Below are 19,291 nucleotides of genomic sequence, written 5' to 3'. Positions count from 1 at the left end.
TAAGTGTTTATGATTAATATAACTTAAGATATAGTAAACATCTACAAGTTCCCATTTAATCGCAAATAAAATGACAAAATGCCTCACTTCGCAAAGTAAAGAAAAATGCAAAGTGAGGCACGTTTTTAATTAATTTAATTATTCTATTATTTAATACTGAGCAAACATACTGAATGCATTTAAGCCAACATTAAGAGGCTCTAAAGCTAGCCGATCTGCAATACCCAGACCAGCTAGCAAGTATTCTACTTATTGCTGTGACGATAAGCACCGCGACGCCTGCTGCCTAAAAGCGCAGCACCAGCAGCACTAATAGTTGCAGCAAGCAAGCCAAACACAGACACATTACTACCAGTATTACTAAGTTGATCAGCACGACCACTCTTCAAAACCTTAGAACGCACAGAAGCACGAACCTTGGCAGCATTAGACTTAGCATCAGCCAAAGCTTTACGAGCCATAGAAAGGTTGCGAACAGCAGCATCAACCTGAGCCTGAGTTGCATTAGGATCCGCAAGCACACGCTTAGCTTCCGCCAAAGCAGTATTCACAGTCGCCTGAGCCTTAGAAACTTGAACATCTGCCTGCTTAACAGCCTGGTTATTCTCAACAGAAGCATTCACATCAATAGAATTTGTGCCATTAGAAGTGTTATCAGCGTTGTTGCTAGAAGCGTTACCAGAGTTTGCGCCAGCATTATCGGCATTATTAGAACCAACGTTACCAGTCTGTGAATCAGACTCAGCATTCTGAATCTGAATATTCAACTCGCCCTTATCTGCAGTAGTAGGCGCATTATCATTCACACCAACACCAGATTCAGAACCAGTACCAGAGCCGCTATACTTATTCGCAATACTGTTCTTCGCAGCCTGAAGATCCTTCAACGCAGAATCAACTTGAGCCTGGGTAGCATTAGGATCCGCAAGCACACGATTAGCTTCCGCCAACGCCTTCTTATACACATCCAAATCATTAGGCTCACCAAGCGAGTATTCTAACGACTTGCTAAAGCGAGAATCATCATCAACTTCAGCTTGCAATACCGTCTTATTAACACCATTCAAAGCATCTTTAGCATTCTTCAGATTCTTTAACGAAGAATCAACAAGAGCCTGACGCTCTGATTGAGACTTACCAGCAAGATCTTTACTCTCGTCACCAGATCCAGCCAGTTTAGAAACAAGCTCCTTCGCATCTTGCAAAGCCTTATTATATTTTTGCTGCTTTTCAGCAGTATCATACACATACTTTACAGACTCTTTCACCCTATTCTCAAGAGCAATCTCAGCTTGCAAATCAGCAATATCAACACCATTCAATGCAGCTGCTGCGGTTTGAAGATGTTGAAGCGCAGTATCAACAGCAGTCTGCTTCTGATCAGGAGTCTTCATTGATTGAGCATTATTCGCATCAGCAAGAGCAGACTCAGCCTGCTGCAGAGCTGCACCAAACGCAGACTTCTTATCCTGAACAGCATTCGTATACTGTACGGACTTCTTCAAAGAATTAGCTTTGTTAACTTCAGCTTGCAACTTAGAAGTATCTACAGTTCCATTAAGAGCTCTAGAAGCAGTTTCAAGCTTAGTCTTAGCATCGTTGATTGCTTCCTTAGTCTTGCCCTGAGGATTATTCAAGATGTTTTGAGCAGCTTGCAAAGCCTTATCAAAATTATCTCGCTTATCTTTATCGGCGTTCTTATAAGCTACTTTAGACTTATTAATATTGGCATAATTAACAGCCTTCTGCAAAGCAGAGGTATCCTGACCGTCCAAACCAGTAACAGCATTTGTAAGAGCAGTGATAGCGTTAGTAATATCACCTGCTGTTGCACCAGCTTTCTCTACGATACCTTCTGCAGAGGTTATAGCATTGTCAAGAGCATCTTGCTTCTCCTTAGAAGCATTATTATAAGAAGCATCATTCTTCTTACCTTTTGCTTCTGTGAGTTTTGCTACCAATTGAGACTTATCATGACCATCAAGAGCATCAATCGCTTTGCTTAAATTATCTTTAGCATCATTAATAGACTGCTGTGAAGCATCTTTTTGGTCATAAACTCTCTTTGCATTAGACAGAGCAGTATCAAAATCATTCTTCTTATCATTAGAAGCATTCTCATACTTTGGATTCTTCTTCTTAGAAGAATCATCCTGGCCCTGCTTATTCTTGCCTTGCCATTCATAAGCTATCTCGATTTCATCCTGAAGCTTTGACTTGTCAACAGTATTACCACCGAGATCATTAACAGCTTTTTCAAGAGCTTTACTAATCTTGTCAACTTCATCAGCAGTCTTATTATCAGCAGAATCAGTCTTAACAAGATCTTCCGCAGCCTTTAACGCACTGTCAAAAGCAGTCTTCTTAGATGTATCATTGTACTTCTCAGACTTTTTAAGGTCTTCTTCCTGCTTCTTGACCAAATCAACAAGAGCCTTAAGATCTCCCATCTTTTTGTTAAGCTCTTTAGCCTTGGTAACAACATCAGTGATAGCAGTCTTAGCCTGATCAACAGTCTTCATATTCTCATTGGTCGGGTCAGTTTCAATATCATCAATCTCTGCTTTAAGCGCTTCCTTTTGAGCTTTGTTAAGATTGGTGAGATTATCTACTTCAGATTTAGCATACTTCTTAGCTTTCTTTAGCTCGGCTTCCTCAAGAATACCCTCAACTTCTCGCAGATCTTTAGCACTGTCAATGCGACCGATTAAACCATTAGCTTCATCTTCAGTAAGATCACCTTTCTGCTTCAGCTCAGCAATCTTCTTCTTAGCAGCAGCTTTAGCATCAGCGGTATTGGCATTATCTAATATGGTTTCAACACTATCAAGATCTTTAGCGCTATCAATGTCACCCTGATACTTCTGCTTATCTCGTGCGTTGAGATTAGTCAACTCACCAATCTTCTTCTTAGCATCAGTCTTAGCCTTATCAAGACCTTCTTTATTACTGTTATCAGCAGCATTCTGATTCTGAGTAGCCTTTTCCGCAGCCTGTTGCTTTATAGTATTTATATCATTCTCATCAGCTGCATTCTGAATATTCTCAATAAACTGCTTCTTATCACCAGGCGTAAGATTTTTATAATCTTCACCATTGCGAATTTCATCAATAGCAGCCTGCTTTTTCTTCTCAAGCTCAGCATCCTTCTTGTCTTTTTCAGCTTGCTGATTAGAAGTATTCTCCTCTTGAGTAGCTTGCTGCTGCTTTTTGTCGACAGTACTATTATCAGTAGCTTGTTGAGTTTGAACAGCCTGCTTTTGCTGCTCTTCTTCCTTAGCCTGCTGATCATTCTTCTGCTTCTGATCCTCATCAGACTTCTTATTTTTAGCTTCATTAACTATGCGGTTAATCTCATCAGGATCAGTCTTACCCTTAAGCTTGTTCTTCAGTTCTTGCTTAGTTTTCTCATCTAAGCTACTAGTAGCATTCTCAATCTGCTTCTGAGCATCTTTCTTTTTCTTCTCATCTTTACCATGCTCATCAGCAGACTTAATAATATTGTCTACATCTCCTGGCTTAGCAATATTGTTGATATCGTTCTTATGATCTTCCTTAAACTTCTTAATCTCTTGATCATTCAAGCCATTTTTCTTAAGAATCTTGTCAATAAGATCATTAGCTTCATTCTTAAGTTCTTCAGGCTTAGGAGCGGCAGAATCTGAAACGAAGCAATCATCTGCAGAAAGCATAAAAGCAGTTTCCTGACCAAAGTTGCCATTCTTCTTAATCTCTATAGAACTACCTTGATATATTGAAACAATACCATTCTGACCAAAATTTCCATTGGATAACGTTAGATTTGAATCACTCTTGGTATGCCACTTATCTTTATAGTTGTAAAGTTGCATACCATTACCCTTATTATCGCCAGTAGCATTCAGCTTATCTAATAAACCGCTAGTGCCATTAATAAATTCATCAGTTATTGCGGTTTGTCCTTGATTAGCTTCCCAGTTATCTTGTACGAACTTGCGAACAAACTTATGCCAATCATCTGGAGTAAGCTTACTTTTATCTTTAACAGCAATCTTAGTGATATTATATTTGTAACCATTCCTGCTAGCGTTTTGCATCGTTGGCTTTTCTGGATTACCCTTTGTATACACCAACTCAGAATAGTCGAAAGTAGACGTTGAACCGTCATTAAACTTAACAGTCATAGTATGCGTATTATCATCAAATGTGATAGCGCTTTCATTATTATCTTTTAACTTGCTTTTAAGACCACTATTGGCTTCTAATATAGCTTGTCTAACTTTCTTCTGGTCTTCATCTTTTAAACTCTTAGCATTATCAACTGCTGTACGAGCTGGAAGCGTAATGTAAGTGGTCTCATTAAGCTTCTTCGCTTGATACACCATCTTGCTGCCATCGAGCTTATCAGTAGACTTATCAGTATAAGTGATAGTCACGTTGCCTTGAGTATCAACAGTAATAATGTTTTTAGTTTTAGCATCAGCAGCACTACTAGGGTTACCAATAGCATTCATGAAGTCAGCTTTAGTTTTATTCGCTTCATAAACTTTATTCACAAGTTCTGTTTGCTCACCTTGAGTCAATTGAGCTGGATTTCCAACAGCCATTGGAACTGGATAGTATGGCGTAAACTTATCCGCAAGCGAACGCTGCTTCTTTACAAGATACTTGCCTTCAAGCTTTTTAGTTGAAGGAGTACCAATCTTATCAGTGAAAGTAATAGTCGCATTGCCATTAGCATCAACAGTCAAATCTTTAATATGCTTACCAGTATTAGCTGCTAGAATAGCATCCTTTACAGCTTGTTTCTCTTCCTTGCTTAATTGAGAAGTATTTTTAACAGGAGTTAAATTGGTAGGATAGTTAATTTTCACCTTATCAGCAAAAGGAATATAGCGCTTAGTCAGATTCTCCTTAGAAATAGTATCCGTAGAGTTATCTTTATACGTTACCTTTGCACTGCCATCAGCATTAATAGTTACAGCCTTTTTGAAAGCCTCTTCAGTTTGAGTCTGTTCCATACCTTTAAGCTTGTTCAGCACATCGGTATTACTCTTATTAGCATCCCATAGCTTGCTGAGTATTTTATCTCGCTCAGACTTTGTTGGCTGTCCAAATGTAGCAATTTCTGTAGCCTGAGGATAATTAAGCTCTAATTCCTTGGAATAATCTGGCAAAGTCGGTGCAAGCTCAACCTTGCCAACGGTGTAATGCCAGTTACCCAGTACCTGATACACGCCACCAGCAAACTTCAAAGGTGTCTTTTTATCGTTCAGTTTAATAACGAAGCTAATCTTAGACTTTCTATTACCTCTACTCTCCCAGTTAATAATCAAAGCGCTAGTGGCTTCCTTATACTTCTTAGAAGTATCGAGAGTATCACCAGATTCGTCATAACCGCCAGCTTCACCGGTCATTCTTTCCCAGTTACTCTTAAATTCAGCACCTTGCGCTTTATTATTATCAAACCAGAAACGGCTTGCGGACTGATTCCAAGAATCCTTTGTATATGTTGCACCTGTCTGTTGAGAAGACAAACCACCAGTCAACTGTTCATGTTTGTACAAAGTAATGCTATCGTCTACAATTGTGACGTCCTTAGGCACGCTCGCCCACCAGAATGGTCTACCACCCCACCAATCGCCATTAGAATTAAACTGGTATTCAACCTTATAATATTGTCCGTAAGTTTTTCTGTCTGCCGTCTCCTTATTATCGTTTTGTTTATCATCGCATGGCACTAGTTTAATATCCACATACCTCTGCGCCTTTGTAGAAGAATCGCGATTCGCATACCTATAGCTACCATCAGGAAGATTAAAACCATTAGCCCAAGCTTGATGAGTTGGCAAACCAGCACCACAAGCAAGCAAGCTTGCTAACGTTGCAGTCACAGCAATCTTCGGTAAACGCGAAACAGCATACGACTTACATGCTTCTAAACGAGTTCCACTTATATCATTCGCCATTGAACGAAGTACACTCGGCTTCAAATACGCGTAATTCTTAGACACATGTAAAGCATTTTTAGCAGTTTGCGTTTTCTTAACCATTAGCAATCCTCACTGATAGATTTTCTCTTCCACTCGCTCTATATGCATAAATTCACATATTGTAAAAGAGCTTGTTAACAGAGCAGATGATACCCCCCCCCCCATGCGGAAATTCAAGTATTATAGATAAAAACTACTATATGATTAAAGTCACAACTATATTGAATATTAAATATTACAAATAATCATTCGAGCGCAGCATAGCTAGTATTTGGTAATTGAGGCAAAACAACAAGCAATCCTGCTGTGAAAATCAGCGCGAGTATAGGCAAAAGCTGCCATTGGAACGTAGACGAGAATGCAAATCCAATCCAAGAACCAGTAGTAGCACCAATCGCAAACGCAAGGCGCGCCCAACCAGAAAACTTAGCGAGAGCACTTCCCTTAAACAGAATCTGACGCGCAACAATAATCGGCTCTACTAATAGCATTCCGCCAATCGCTTCAAGTAAGAATGCAAAGCACATTATTGGCAAAAGATTAGTAAACATAAAGCAATAAGCAGCTAAGCTCACAATAATGCCTAAAATTGCAACTTTTCTTAAACCGAGTTTTTGAGACGAGTGCGCATACAAAACGGATGCAAGCACGTTTCCTACACCAGTGAAAATATACAATATTGTTAAAGATTGAGAGCCATATTGCTTACCAAGACCTAGAAGAATATAAGAGACAGAGCATGCAGGAATAAAAGCAACCAAAAGAGATCCAGCAAGAAGCATGATTTTACTCTTTAGTAATGGATTCGCAGATTGCTTAACTGTGGATTTGTTGTCAACGTCATTTTCTTGCGATACTTGCGATACTTCTCCTTCTTCACTAATCGCTTGCGATTCATTCTCTACTTCTTGCAACTCTCCCTCTACTTCGTTAGATGCTTGCGCAATGTCTTGTTTCATAATAAATCGCGTAGCACAAGCCGCAAAAGAAGTGACGGACGAGAAAATCAAAACAGCAGGAATCGACCAGCTTGCAATCCACGAACCAAGCGGAGAGCCGAGCAAGGTTCCTGTAATACTTGCCAAAACGCTCACAATGCCGCTGTAGTTTACAATCATGCTGTCATCGCCGCCTGCAGCATCAACCTCGAAAACTTCGCTAGCAATATCAATCACTTGACCAGTAATCAGCAATGCGCAAGAAAGAGCCACCAGCGACCACTTCCACGCAGGAGAGCCAAGCATAAGAAGCGGTAGTAAACTAAGCACGCCTTCTACGCCTTCAGTCATTGCAAGAGCGCGAAAACCGCCAAGCTTATCAACAATCCAACCAGAGCATGGCGAAAGAAAATCGGCAACCGTCATAAAAGTCTTACGAAAACCAATCACCCAAGCCGGCAAGCCCACAATAATAATCGAAGGCAAAACCGAGCCTTCATACGCTTGATTGCCTAGCATAGAAAAACAGAAGCCAACCAAAGACCATCGCAATGCTGGACTAATAGATCTCATACGAATAAAAATATTATTCTTACTAAATATTGACTTCACAGCAACCAACTCTCCCTTAAAGCTCTTGTAAAATCGCAAATCATAATGCAAGCTTCTGCAAATGCATAACTACTCGCAAATCACTATCAAACTTAAATAATTCACTACAAACTACACAAATCCAATAGCTTATTTTACAAATTTAGTAACACTATACTCTTGTTCAAGAAAAATCAACAAATAATAATACAAAATAACAAAAACGCTACAAAAAACAGTGGTTAGCTATAGACCAAAAAACAGTTTAGACAAAAAGTGAGGGTTATAGACCAAAAGTAAAAAACAAAAAGTGAAAAACAAAAAAGCTTTCGGTTTTGAATGCCCCTAGTAGCAAACAAAACCGAAAGCAACACACTCAACACTCAAAACCCCGCAGCAGACGCCCTAACTCTGGGAAGAAAAGAAAATAATAGCAAACCAGAATTAAAACAAAAGTGCAAGAATCAAGAGCAAAACCAGTGTGGCATTTCCCTACAAAACACCACACCAGTCGTTAAGTGCAAACTCTAAAAGAGCATAAGCGCGCACTCACACACTTAGCATAAGTGCGCGCGCAATGCTTAGTGACGAGCCTTGCGAACAGCAGCACCCATGCCAGCAAGCATGGTGGCAGCCAAAGCGGTCAAAGTTACGCCAACACCAGTACCAGTGTGGGTGTTACCGCGCTTGTCCTTACCGTTCTTGTTCTCAACCTCAGCCTTAGCACCAGCAGCAGCGGAGCCATTAGCACCAGCAGCAGCACCATTCTTACCAGCCTTAGCCTCAGCCTTCTTCTGAGCCTCAGGAGAAGGAGCAGGCTCAGCATTAAGATCAGTATCAGCATGATCAGCATGAGTCATATCCACAAACGCAGAAACATCAGCACCAGCAGCTACTGCAGCATCATAGTCCTTGTTATAAGTATCAAGAGCAGTGTTGTAGGATACAGCAGCCTGTTCAGAATCAGTCAAAGCCTTAAAGTAATCAGCATAAGCATCATCTAGTGTATCTTGTGCAGCATCACGCTTAGCCTTTGCACGGTTAACAGCATCATTAAGACGCTTGAGCTCAGCAGAATCATTCTTACCAGCAGCATTGTAGAGTTCTACAGCATTATTAGCAGAATTCAAAGCCTCCTCAGCAGCCTTAAACTTACGCTTAGCAGACTCATAAACAGTCTTCTTATCGCGATAATCCTTAAGAGCCTTAGACTTCTTAGCATCAGCCTTCTTAAGAGCAAGCTTAGCAGCAGTCAAGTCAACAATGGCCTGATCAGCAGCACCATCCTTAGCTTCCTTCTTAGCTTCCTTATCCTTGGCTTCCTTATCAACAGCATCCAACAAGCCGTTAAGACTGTCATTATCTTTATTAAGCTTCTCTTGTGTTTCAGAAATTTCAGCATTACGCTTCACAACATCATTATGAGCATTAACGTAAGCCTGAGCCAAAGCGATATTTGCTGAAGTATCCTTTGCATCCGCCTTAAGAGTATAAGGATCTTTGGATGTGTCAACTAAAGTAGCAATAACAGAAGTAGCCTTAGTCTTAGCAGTACTTTCTGCATCCGTAAGACCTTTAAGACCACCCTTAAGGGTTTGCAACTTAGTTTCAAGTTCCTTTATCTCCTTGCGTGTAGCATCGAGATTCTCCTGAGCAGTTTGCTGCTTCTTAGGAGCATCCTCAGCAAATGCTGGGGTTGCCATTGCAAAGCCGGCAAGCAAAGTTGCGCCAGCAGCGAAAGCGGCGATAGCCTTCTTATTCATCATTTTATTTCCTTTCTTCTTCTCCCCCACGCGCCAGCGGACAATCCGCAAGCGGCGGGGAAAAATAATCAAACACGCGTTCGCGCATTTCCACCAACGGTTATCCACCGTGTGATGTTGCTATTAACATACCCCCCCCCCCGTTTGAAAAAGTCAAGCCCCAGCCACACATGCTAAACCGAAAAAAATGATGTTATACACAAACTAATCCACAATTAAGCCACACTCGCCGTAAAATTTATGGATAAACAACACTTAAACCGTAAAAATACGCATTTCAAGGTTTTTGAAGAATTTTCCCAGGTTTTTTTAAGAAAAGGATTTTCGGGTGTGTCGTGGAACAAATAATGGGAAAAATAAGGAATATCGTTCGCACGGATTAGCCGTGCGAACGTCTTCGCCGCATGTAAAGTCCACTGGACTTTACATTTAAGCGGCTCAGCGAATCGAAGTGCACTCGCGCGCTACGCTATTCCTCACGGCTATTAGTAGCCGTTCGGCTGATTTGGCGCATAAAGTCCACTGGACTTTATGACTTAAGCCAAATCACGCTTTGAAGGAGCTTGAAATGCGCTATGCAATTTCAAGCTCAGTCAAAGCGCCCATGCAAGTCGATTCGCGACACGCCGCCAGTTTGTACCATACGCGACTCGTATGGTAACGTTTTCGCAAACTAAAAACCATTACCCTACCAATAGTCATGTCTTTTCAACGATGAAAGGAATACTCAAATGTCTACAATCAAACGCGTAGCATACGCAATACTACATAATTACGGAAAAATGAGCCACGAGAGACTAGAACTACTCACATACTACTGTCAAGCACAATACTTATCTACAACAAGCCTACAATTATTCCCTAACTCATTCCAAGCATGGAAAAACGGGCCAGTATGCCTAGAACTATTTAACATATGCTACCTAACACAAGACGAAGTAAGCGAAAACAATATTATCTTCAGCCCAGTCGAACTATACAAATCATTTAACTGCTCCCAACTACGCGTAATATACGCTGTTTGCGACGCGTTAAAAGATTACACTACACAAGACTTAGCCGCCAGAGCACGCAGTGAGCTACCATGGGTTGACGCTAGAAGAGGCGTTAACACTAACAACGCATGCGATACTGAACTATCACATAAAATCATCCACGATTATTACGCGAAAAACCCTGTAATTGCAGACGGGCGCGCGAATACAAGAAGTAGAAGCGTTGAAAACGCCATACGCCGTCTAAGAGACGCGCATCTTAAAAAATGCAAGCAAGCAGAAAAAGAAAAACTAGAAGCACAAAATCAAGCACACGCGGTTAATAATCATTGTAAAGAACTCATAGACGCTGAAAACATGGTCATGCGTAAAATCAGAACGCTAAACGAGTTCAAAAACATGTCGGATAATAATATTAAAACTCGAGCACGCATGATAGCTAGAAGCATAGGAAAACAATTATGCGAATACGAGCAAAACGAGATTAAACGCCAAAACTTTCAACATAACCTAGAAGCAGTAAAACAACAAAACACGGCTCAAAACACGAGTACAAACAGCAACACAAACAACACTAGTAGTAACACGACTCAAAACACGACTAGTAAAAGTAGTAGTAAAACTAGTAACACGACTACAAACAGTGGAAACACTGCAAACAACGCAAAGGCTACGACTAGCGGAAACACTACGCACAGCACGAACACTACAACTAGCAGGAATCCTGCGACTAGCGCAAAGAGTGAAGCCAGCAAAAAATCTGCATCCAGTAGAAAATCTTCAGCCAGCAAAAAGTCCGCAAAAAACGAAGCTAGTTAACGCATTTTGCGCGACTTTACAGCAATTCATGATATGTTAAACAATAGAACAACAACAAAAAAAAACGCCACTGTTTGAGCAGTGGCGTTATTGCGTTTGTGGAGTCGCGGGGAATTGAACCCCGGTCCGGAAACCGTACCCTCGGTCTTCTACGTGCGTAGTCTGCTGGCCATTCGGCAGTTTTTCTGCCCCCATGTTATCGCAGACAATTCATGGCGAGCATATCTACAGTAAAAGTCCCTGAACTACCCTGCAGCTCGGCAATTCAAGCAAGTCTTCTAATGACGTTTAGCACCACTCCGAAGACGTGAGTGGGTAAACGGAGCAGCTGCTCGCTGGTTAATCCTGGCGCGAAGCTCAGGCAGCAAGAGCGAACTCAGTGCGATTAGATTTAGCACTTATTCTTTTGCGAAAGGACGTTTACGAGTGGACTTTCGCATTCTCGGCACGCTTCCCCGCGGCGAACAGATCACCGTCGAAACCGATCGACCCCTTTTGATTTATCAAACTATCATTTAAATGCTGGCTAAAGCCAGAATAATCATTATAAATAAACGTTTTAACAGAGTCAACCTGTTTTAGAATATTGATTTATTTCAGAATCACTTAAAGCTCACCTAAAGCTCACCTAAAGATTTATTCCAGAATCACTTACCTTCAGTCTCACCTGTTTTAACACCATCACTATTGCCTTTGGCAAGCTTCTTCGATTTTTCAACAAATCTTCTAGTAACAACAAACGTACAAATTCCCGCAACACACACGCAAATAAATATTGTAACGTTTCTAGCTCTAGCGTTTCCAAGGCTTTTTACAGCATTAGCATGAAGAGCAACAGCAGATTCCGCATTAATAGTGGTCTCCACTTTGCCACCACTAACGCTCACAGTTTTAGTGCAATCTTTAGACTCATAAACATTGCAATATTCGCCATCTGGCAAGTCAGTCTTATAGCTCACTTTTTGCGGCTTTTCCGTATTGTTAATCGCAAGAAAACCCTTGTTTCCTCTGCTAAATGCAACGTTATTATCGTCGTCATCTTGCCAATTAGTAACCTTAGTGCCTCTAACAGCGTTGTAGAATCCAATCATTCCGCGAATCGAAGTTAACCTTTGCGTGCATTGCCACTTAGAATCCTTCGCACAACTCACATCAGGAATCGAAGTTTGCGTAGATCCAGGCGCTCCCTCGTCTCGTTTTGTAAACTCATAACCCGAAAACACATTTGGAGTTCCGTACGGATACGCCAACATAAACGCGTTTGCAAGCTCATATTTTTTGCCATCTTTATACGTCAAAACTCTGCTTGCATTGTCTCGCTCAGTATCCCAATTTGTAACAAAAATCGCAGCTTTTTTGCTTGGAATCAGCTTATCTGTAATATGTTTAAGATTCTCAATAGACCCATAAAAATAGTTTCTAAGCCTATAGGAGTACTCAAATTCGTTCACTTCACCAGTTTGCAGATACTGGTCTGGCTGAATTATAGGGTCTTGCTCTGGGAACCCTATTGTTTCTTGCATCCACCAAATCTTATCTGGCGTTGTGCCAGCAGCCTCTGCAGCCGCAGCTTTTATGCCTTTTACATCTTGCGGAGACATGTGTTTTGCAGCATCAACTCTAAACCCAGCCACTCCAAGCTTTAGCATATGCGCAAAGTACTCTCCCAAAGTTTTTTGCACATGAGGATTAGAAGTGTCCAAATCAAGCAGCCCAACAAGTCGATGCGTCCAAACGATTTCTGCTTTTCGATACGTGTTTATATCTTCTGTTGACTTGTGAAAATCATCTTTTGTATATCCAGCATCTGGGAACGATTGATTTGCAGCATCATACTTGCTTCCACCAACGCCAAGTGTGTCTTTGTTTGCAAAACCAGTTGTGTGGTTTATTACCGCATCTGCAATAATTCCAACACCCGAAGCTTTGCACGTTGTAATCATCTTTTTAAACTCGTCTTCTGTGCCAAGTTTTGAATTTAGCTTATAGCTTACAGGTTGATAACTTGTCCACCATTGATCGCCCTTAATATGATCTTGCGGAGGCGAAACTTGCACGTATTTTACGCCCTCTGGGCCGTACGTTTTTTTGCATTCCTTGGCTATGCTTTTCCAATTTTGCTGGAATGCTGTTACGATTACGCCTTTTTGTGCAGTTTTTTGAGATGATTTTGCGCCAGCATATGCAATCGCTGGGCTGCTTGCGACTACTGCTACCGCCAAAATAGTAGCAGCACAAGATGTTATAGCCGCAACTCTTGCCAACACAAACTTTAACTTTACAAGCGCTTTTTTATTGAAGCTCGTAAATACTTCTATGCCGTGGATCATCGTTGTTCCTTTCTGCAAGAATTGCGGCTTTGCTTTGTTCTTACTTCACTCCTTATATATAGGACTATATTAGGACTATATTAGACTCATCTATTCCCATTCTTCTTTTCTAAACGTACGATATATCACAAACCATTCAAAATACTGGATTCTAGTTTTTTAAGTATAACTAAATCCACCTAATTATAGGACGTTTTTAAATTTTTAGTCCCGTCCCAGTCCCAGTATCGGAGAATTTTTTAAAATAAAACTTCTTTACTCAAACCTTTATCACTCCAAGAAAGTTTATATGCGTTCTTATTATGGTTAGATTTAATAACATTGATCTCGTAATTATCCCAAATAACTGCTACTTGATTCTCTATTGCTATAGCATCTGCTATCTGTCCAGAATAGAATTCATCAAAACCTACTCTTTCTGGCTCATCATAATGAGGACAATGTAAATAAGGAATAATGCCTAAGCCTTTAACCCATTTATGTTTTGGGTTTTCTACATCTTCTATAAATTCACTATCCTATGACCTGCAATAAACCAACATATAGAGCCTGCACTTAAGCCTGAGAGTATCTTTCCGCTTTTATAAGCTTTAATTAGTGCCTTATCTACAGAATATTTTCTCCAAACTTGCATCATATAAGCAGTATTTCCACCACCAACATAGATTATGTCTGCATTTTCTATCTTTTGATTAACCTCTTCCTTGTTTACTTTTGCGTTAGATAAATACAATGTATCAGTTTTACATCCCAAGCTCTCATATAAATTACTTATGGTTTCTATATAAGCATCAGCATCTTTACTCGCTGTAGGAATAAATAAAAAATGCGGGTTTTCTTTATTTGATTACTCAACAATAAATTTATCTATATCGTACGTTTGATTTTGATATACTTCTCCTCCTCCAATTGCTATAATCATAAATTTCCTCCTATGTTTAAAATCTGTTTCTTTAGTAAAAGTCTTGAACTCCCTATATTTTACATAAATATTTGAAGCTATTACTATTAGATAAACGAAACCTTATTCATGTATTAACTATAATCCATTTCTTTTTCGTTGTAGAAGAACAATATATTGTAATATGCTTCTTATCCTGCTGTCATTGGAATTCTTTTCATAAAATCCATGCATATTCATAAGCAAAAAATCTAATCTTCTAATTTCTTCACTTAATTTAAGTTTATTATAAAAACTGCAAATCACGCTGTCCGTTATGCATTCTTTTTCTATTCTAATATAATAATCCTCATCTCTGTAAAATAATTTTGTTATGCTTCCATCGTCAACATTAAACATAGAAGAATATTCTTCACTCCATTTAAAATCCCTTTTTGCCAGATTGCATTTTCTACACGATAAAACCAAATTACTTATCTCACCAGCTTTTATAGAATCACCATTAAATGATGCCTCGCAAATAAAGTGATCTATTTCGAATAGTTCAGAACTTATTACATCTGTTGTGATGCCGCAATAAGCACATTTATTACTATATATTAACCTAAATTTTTTATTATATTCACTACCTTTTTTATTTATTTGATTATATATTATTTTAACTCCAGGATGTTCCTTTTGTATTCTCTTCCCTAAAGAATTTTTTTCAGACACAATATCATTTTTTAAATTATAATATTTTGTATTTCTATAATCATTGTTCATATAGTTTTCTCATTTCTTCAAAAGCATTAATCAGATTATCTATATCAACCTTTGTTAAATTATCATAATCTAACACCCCATTTATTGAATTCTCCATTTTCTCAAATAAAAATTTTTCAACATATTTTTTAGATGAAATATTTTTCAGAATATTTCTATTTAAAATAATGTTTTCTGCGGCCTTCTCTATTACCCTATCCCAATTCTCATTGAAAAATAAGTTTGGATCACAATGATAGGTACTAGAGTTGTATTTTTTTAATGTACTATACTCCATTTTTTCTTGATACTGCGTGATAACTATTATTTCTTTAAAAGGAAATATCTTTTTTATTATCAAGCCAAGCTCTTCTCCTGAAATTTTATTATCTAGTACAGTACCATTTTCAAAAAGCATTGAATCCAAAAATAATATATCAGATTTTTGAATTTCTTCACTGTTAAGTAAATTCTCATATGAATAATTGCTTTCAAATTTCAATTCCAAATATTCATAACGAGCCTTATCATTTGAGTATCCTTTTAAATATTTTGAAACAAACAAATCTATTTTATCATCTACATAAAGCATAGTTATCAGTTGCATGTTATAAAGTCTCCTCCATCTCAAAAATAAATTCAAATCCTTTTTCACCTGAAATATTAATAATCTCTCCATTTTGAAAATTAATTGTATTATTAATTATCCACATCCCAAGCCCATGACCATTGGCTCTGCTTGTTTCATGTGGTTCTAAAATAATTCTTGGATTATTTAAATATTTTTCTGGCAATCCTTTTCCATTATCATAATAAGAAATTTTCAACTTATTGCAGTCTTTACTGATCATAATTTTTATTTTTAATTCATTTGATTGACTGTTTTGTTGAACGCTATTTAATATTAAATTATCAAATATTGTATAGAATGTGTCTTTTGATATGTTAAATTCTAAAAAGTCATCCACGCATATTTCTACATTTAACCAAGCATAGTCTCTTTCCCATTTTTTTATTATTTGACCCACAATTTCTTTGACATTCAATTTCATAGCAAAAAATTGTTCCTTTTCTACTTTTTCTAAAATCGCATCAATGAACCTAAGTATCTTTTTTACTGCAGCATGATTATTTTCCAATAAACCTGGTATGTCTTCAAATGCAAATTTTCTATTTTCCGGATCATTAACTATGTCCCAAACTTTATATTTTTTTAAAGAATTTATTATGAAGTCATAAGAAGGTTCGATTTGATTTCTATCATTGTTTATCTCATGTGCTATTGATGTTGCTTTCATACCCGATGTTGCTAAAGCATTCAAAATTCTTACATCATATCTATACCTATTTTCAACATCCGCTTTTTCTTGTTTAAGTTTTTTACTATCCTTATTAAACAACTTAAGTTCTTTAATAAGTTTCACCTTATCATTTTTATTTAAATTATTTATCATTTTAGGATTTCTTACGATTTCATCTGATATTCTCTCAGTAAAGTTTTCTTCAACCATATTTTTTTTATTAATATTTCGTATTATTTTTTGTCTATATCGTTCAAATTCTTTGATACCAATTAATATTATTTGAATGAATAATTGATAATATATATTTTCATCTAATCCTTGTCTATTCATAAGGTCTTGTAGTGCTTTATTTTCTTCTTTATCTATTAATACGAACCCAGATATTTGATTTTCTCTTACTCGCCAAGCACCTGTTGGATGTGATGCAGCTGCTGGTGACTTCCTTGATCTTTTTCCTAATCCTAGCCAATCTTTCTCGCCTTCAAACGAAGATATGCTAAAAGCATTTCTATAAAGAACAACACCACTATCTAAAATTTCATCAGTTCTTAGGTATTTATATAGAAACTTTTCTTTATCATAATTTGTAGCATTTAAATTGAAAAATAAATTTGCCGAAAATCTTCCAAGTTTCTCTAGAACTGTAATTAATCCTTCTCCATAAACATCAAAAATTTCATTACCTTCCAATTCATCTATAATATTTATTTTTCTATTGTGTTGATTCAAATCCATTCCTTCACAATACTTTTTCGCATCAATAGAAAACTCGTCTGAAAATACTGATACCAATAACTCGCCTTTTATATACTCTAAATTAATAAACGACCTACAATTTTTTCCTGGCTCAGGATCTGGAAAATGTAAATCCACAAATTCATTATAATCATTGGCTATAATTTGTATTCTCATAGCCGTATCATTATATGTTTTTTCAAGATATTTGTTTAATTTCTTAATCCTATTCAGAGTCCACTTTTCCCTAAGATTATTTATTATAATACAGGTACCTTTATTCTCTATACTTGAATTTATCTCTAATGTAGATGTATTCCAATCCGTTGCCCAAATAACGCCGTCTTTATGTTCCTTTTTACTATATAACTGAATATTTTTACCTAATCTTGATAAAGCAAATCTACCTACACCTTTTGCTCCGGCTTGAACCCTAACTTTATTGTTTGAATCTATTAGGTCATATCCTTTATTGCTTTTTCCAATATGCATCCAGTGCTTTTTTATATCCTCTGAATCCATACCAACTCCATCATCAGTTATTTTTAACGTATTTTTATCTATGAATTCAAGTTTAACAAGCAACGCTTTTGCATCATATGAGTTCTTAATCAATTCTAAAATTGCAGCCTCGTCTTTGGAAAAATTTTGTGCTCCTAATAACTCCGCAATTGTACTATCTTCAATACTATACTTGAGATATTCCATGCTCACTCCTATTTAAAAATAAAAATCTTCGATATCTTTAGATGTAATTCTCAATGAACTTCCGCTTATATTTATTCCAATATTTTTAACATATTCAAAAAAATTTTCACTCTTTAAAATTTTTTTTGCAAAATCTAAGTCATATTTTTGATTTTGATTTCTTAGAGAAATATACATACCAGCATATGGAATGCAATCTTCACCTAATTTATAAATACAAACTTTGTCTGTTATAATAGTTGATATAAGCAATTTTTCACATTTAATCCCTGAAAGTGCTTGGGATCTCCCATACTCAAACCACTTTGCTTTTTTATCAGATTTTCTTTCCATTAATTCTTCTTTGAATTGATTTAAATATGCAAAAGCGCATGGATATGATTCTTCAAATTCTTTTTCTTCATATCTCTCTATCTGATTATTAACATCTTTATATGGAAAAATAATTTTTTCAACCTTTCCATACCTCATAGTTCTCGGCGTTGCTGTTGGCATAATTATATCTTTTTCAATCAATAAATTCCCAACCCTATAAAATTTTTCAACTTCTTCGTACATATTTTCATTAATTACATATGCTTTATTTAACAAAGTAGCTACCACATGAGAAACTTTAAAAAAATCACCAAAACGTTTCTCCCCAACATTAAATTTATTAGAAAAAATCCATTTGTTCTTAATTTCTTTTTTGCAAATACATAACCTACGATTACTACTCATATCTACATATTGAATTTTTTTGCTAATATGTCCTCTATCAACTATCAATATCGCCGATTTTACTAGTGCATTATCAAATATTTTTTCTTTTGTGTAATCTTTTATTCTAATAGTATTATCTATCATAAATTCTCTGAGGTTTTCACCAAAAACTGTTTTAAAAATGCTGCTAGGTATCAAATAGGACATTTTTCCTTTATTTGATAAGGAGTTAATACTGTGCTCTATAAAAGCATAACAATAGTCAAACTTTCCTTGTCTGCAAGTACTATATTTTTCCTTAATAAACTCCCTTTCTTCCTTAGATAAATCACTATAAGTTATATATGGTGGATTACCTACAATAAAATCAAATTTTTTATTAACCTCACTTTTTAAATAATCTTTATTATAAATATTCCATTGCACATCATGTATATCATTTTCTTTCGCAACTAAATTCAAATTATAAATACACTTTTCAAATTGAACCTTATCAATCTCAAATCCAAAAACATTATCTTGTAAACCTTCTTTTATTCTTTCTTTAGAATATTTTTGTTTTATTGCTTGTTCAATATATCTTTTAACTATTTCAACAAGTATATTACCATCGCCACAAGAGTTTTCTAATATAGTTTTATCTAATATATCCTCACAATATCCAACTGAGTCCAGTAACTCCTTAACATAATTTTCTGGGGTGAATATTTGACATTTATCAGCTATATTTTTTATGTTTGTTTTTTTTTTCATCAAATCACTCCAGTTTATTAATTGATACGCTATCTA

10 protein-coding genes and 1 other RNA gene are annotated in these 19,291 nt (G+C 37.0%); 1 reads left to right on the top strand and 10 read right to left on the bottom strand.

The window, feature by feature from the left end; all coding sequences use genetic code 11:
* Positions 1-245 precede the first annotated feature (245 nt).
* The 3 genes from HXT23_RS01690 to HXT23_RS01680 all read right to left on the bottom strand — a co-directional run bounded on the left by HXT23_RS01690 (position 246) and on the right by HXT23_RS01680 (position 9,267).
* Positions 246-6,032, bottom strand: a complete 5,787-nt coding sequence (locus tag HXT23_RS01690; RefSeq protein WP_422112981.1) for a GA module — start codon at positions 6,030-6,032, stop codon at positions 246-248.
* A gap of 185 nt (positions 6,033-6,217) precedes the next feature.
* A complete protein-coding gene (locus HXT23_RS01685; RefSeq protein WP_032816638.1) occupies positions 6,218-7,522 on the bottom strand; it encodes an MFS transporter in 1,305 nt (434 codons plus the stop codon).
* A 560-nt stretch (positions 7,523-8,082) separates the two neighbouring features.
* Positions 8,083-9,267 carry a hypothetical protein gene (locus HXT23_RS01680; RefSeq protein ID WP_422112980.1) on the bottom strand — a complete coding sequence of 395 codons (1,185 nt, stop codon included), beginning with the start codon at positions 9,265-9,267 and terminating at the stop codon, positions 8,083-8,085.
* A 728-nt stretch (positions 9,268-9,995) separates the two neighbouring features.
* On the opposite strand from HXT23_RS01680, the gene HXT23_RS01675 reads away from it, so the two are divergent.
* The gene (locus HXT23_RS01675) at positions 9,996-11,078 is read left to right on the top strand and encodes a Panacea domain-containing protein (RefSeq protein ID WP_116438544.1); all 1,083 of its coding nucleotides are present in this window, start codon (positions 9,996-9,998) and stop codon (positions 11,076-11,078) included.
* Between the two features lie 96 nt (positions 11,079-11,174).
* Here HXT23_RS01675 and ssrA read toward each other — a convergent pair.
* The 7 genes from ssrA to HXT23_RS01640 form a co-directional block, all read right to left on the bottom strand.
* Positions 11,175-11,571: a transfer-messenger RNA gene (ssrA, locus tag HXT23_RS01670) on the bottom strand.
* Positions 11,572-11,725: 154 nt separating this feature from the next.
* Entirely contained in the window at positions 11,726-13,408 is a 1,683-nt protein-coding gene (locus HXT23_RS01665) for an alpha-amylase (RefSeq protein ID WP_422112979.1), read from the bottom strand.
* A 502-nt stretch (positions 13,409-13,910) separates the two neighbouring features.
* A complete protein-coding gene (locus tag HXT23_RS01660) occupies positions 13,911-14,192 on the bottom strand; it encodes a Type 1 glutamine amidotransferase-like domain-containing protein (protein WP_422113072.1) in 282 nt (93 codons plus the stop codon).
* A 255-nt stretch (positions 14,193-14,447) separates the two neighbouring features.
* Positions 14,448-15,074, bottom strand: a complete 627-nt coding sequence (locus HXT23_RS01655) for an HNH endonuclease (protein ID WP_422112978.1) — start codon at positions 15,072-15,074, stop codon at positions 14,448-14,450.
* Entirely contained in the window at positions 15,064-15,660 is a 597-nt protein-coding gene (locus tag HXT23_RS01650; protein WP_422112977.1) for a hypothetical protein, read from the bottom strand. The genes HXT23_RS01655 and HXT23_RS01650 overlap by 11 nt, the downstream gene beginning before the upstream one ends.
* Position 15,661: 1 nt before the next feature.
* On the bottom strand, positions 15,662-17,800 hold the full coding sequence (locus HXT23_RS01645; protein ID WP_422112976.1) for an ATP-binding protein: 2,139 nt from the start codon (positions 17,798-17,800) through the stop codon (positions 15,662-15,664).
* Between the two features lie 12 nt (positions 17,801-17,812).
* A complete protein-coding gene (locus tag HXT23_RS01640) occupies positions 17,813-19,255 on the bottom strand; it encodes an Eco57I restriction-modification methylase domain-containing protein (protein ID WP_422112975.1) in 1,443 nt (480 codons plus the stop codon).
* Between the last annotated feature and the right edge of the window lie 36 nt (positions 19,256-19,291).

The organism is Gardnerella sp. DNF00257, assembly GCF_049262745.1.
GTDB classification, from domain to species: domain Bacteria; phylum Actinomycetota; class Actinomycetes; order Actinomycetales; family Bifidobacteriaceae; genus Bifidobacterium; species Bifidobacterium piotii.
Note: the sequence above shows the minus strand (reverse complement) of the source record. Positions and strands in the feature narration are given on the sequence as shown.

Bases quoted from the DNA above. Each gene is read 5' to 3' on its own strand.
- HXT23_RS01690 (WP_422112981.1), bottom strand. From the start codon at position 6,032: ATGGTTAAGAAAACGCAAACTGCTAAAAATGCTTTACATGTGTCTAAG.
- HXT23_RS01680 (WP_422112980.1), bottom strand. From the start codon at position 9,267: ATGATGAATAAGAAGGCTATCGCCGCTTTCGCTGCTGGCGCAACTTTG.
- HXT23_RS01675 (WP_116438544.1), top strand. From the start codon at position 9,996: ATGTCTACAATCAAACGCGTAGCATACGCAATACTACATAATTACGGA.
- HXT23_RS01665 (WP_422112979.1), bottom strand. From the start codon at position 13,408: ATGATCCACGGCATAGAAGTATTTACGAGCTTCAATAAAAAAGCGCTT.
- HXT23_RS01655 (WP_422112978.1), bottom strand. From the start codon at position 15,074: ATGAACAATGATTATAGAAATACAAAATATTATAATTTAAAAAATGAT.
- HXT23_RS01650 (WP_422112977.1), bottom strand. From the start codon at position 15,660: ATGCAACTGATAACTATGCTTTATGTAGATGATAAAATAGATTTGTTT.
- HXT23_RS01645 (WP_422112976.1), bottom strand. From the start codon at position 17,800: ATGGAATATCTCAAGTATAGTATTGAAGATAGTACAATTGCGGAGTTA.
- HXT23_RS01640 (WP_422112975.1), bottom strand. From the start codon at position 19,255: ATGAAAAAAAAAACAAACATAAAAAATATAGCTGATAAATGTCAAATA.